Here is a 1,423-nt window from a genome sequence, read left to right as displayed (position 1 = left end):
CAAACATGAGTCATCCCGAATTTTGGGTATGACTTGACAAATAAAAACCTCCTTGTTTATTTTGTGAATTACGACAAACACAAAAAAACAGGAGGTTTTATTATGCCCAAGGCACATCTACAAAAAAACGATAGTTTTACAAAAAAAGCAAATGCTTCTTCTTTTCTTCTTGAAAAAATAGCTGTTTATCTTTCTGATTTACAGCTTACTTTAGATAATCTTCTTGACAAACGTCTTGTTGGGACTTTCTCTAATTTATTTGTGGCTATTCTTATGAATAGAAATCGCTCTATGGGATTGCTTCTGAGTGAGTTAGGAGGCTTTATTTGTGGATTCAATCATGCACCAGCAGGTACCAAACGTATTAGTAATCTTCTGCGTTCAAAGAAATGGACAGCTAATATTATTGATAATTTTCTATTTGGCCGCAGTAAAAAACGTATTGAACAACTAATCCAAATGGGGAGACACCCCTTGTTAATATGGGACGATAGTAAAATAGAGAAACATGAGAGCTGGTTTACCGAGGGTCTATGCAGTGTAGAAAGTAGTAAAGCAAAACGTCTGACAAAAGTCAAGAAAGGATTTTATCGTCCACCCGTAAGTCGTATCTGTGTACCAGGTTATCGCTGGACTGCTACATTGCTTTCAGCTTTGGGTGAAGCTCCAAGTGTTTGCCAAATGACTTGGTGGACTACTAGAGGAAAGTACAAAGAACACGGTAGTAATATTATTTTTAGGATGTTGGAAAAATTGCATAAATCTATTGGTAAAGGAGTTTTACATGTACTTGATAGAGGTTATGCTAATGCTTGGACGATTGAGTGGTTTATGCACTTTGAACAAGATTTTTTAGTTCGTTGGAAGAAAAATCACCTACTCGTTCATGCCGATAAAGGTAAAAAGAAGACACATTTAATTGCTCGTTCCTTCAAAGCTAAATACCGTAAAATTGTATTCGATAATCAACGTAAGATAGCCAAATGTATTTCTATCGCATGGTCACAAGTACAACACCCTGATTTTGAAGAAATTCCTTTGTCTTTAGTAATTGTTAGAGATAGGAAAAATCACCAATCTCCTTTGTATCTACTTACTTCAATTCAGATTAATAATGTCGAGCAGGCGTGGGAAATGTGCCATTCTTATATGCACAGATGGTCTATTGAACAGACGTTTAGATTTTGTAAAACAGAATTAGCCATTGAGTCTCCAAGACTATGGTTTTTTGAGAATACTTGTAAGCTACTAGGAATGGTAGCACTTATCTATGACTTTTTGATGAACTTAATTAACAACTGGGGAAATTGGATACAATTGGTATTAAAACAATGGTGTCATAGAACAGGAAATACAGGAAATCGGTACCGAAATGCTTCGATACCGATTTACAGAATAAGAATAGCCATTCACAATATCTTGT

General features: G+C 35.4%; 1 protein-coding gene. It reads left to right on the top strand.

Translation table 11 applies throughout. The features are described from left to right. Nucleotides 1-102: 102 nt before the first annotated feature. On the top strand, nt 103-1,423 hold a 1,321-nt coding region (locus tag AC07N0_RS23110; protein ID WP_494591199.1), incomplete at its 3' end, for a transposase.

The organism is Arcicella sp. GW821-FHT09D11 (genome assembly GCF_059416265.1).
Note: the sequence above shows the minus strand (reverse complement) of the source record. Positions and strands in the feature narration are given on the sequence as shown.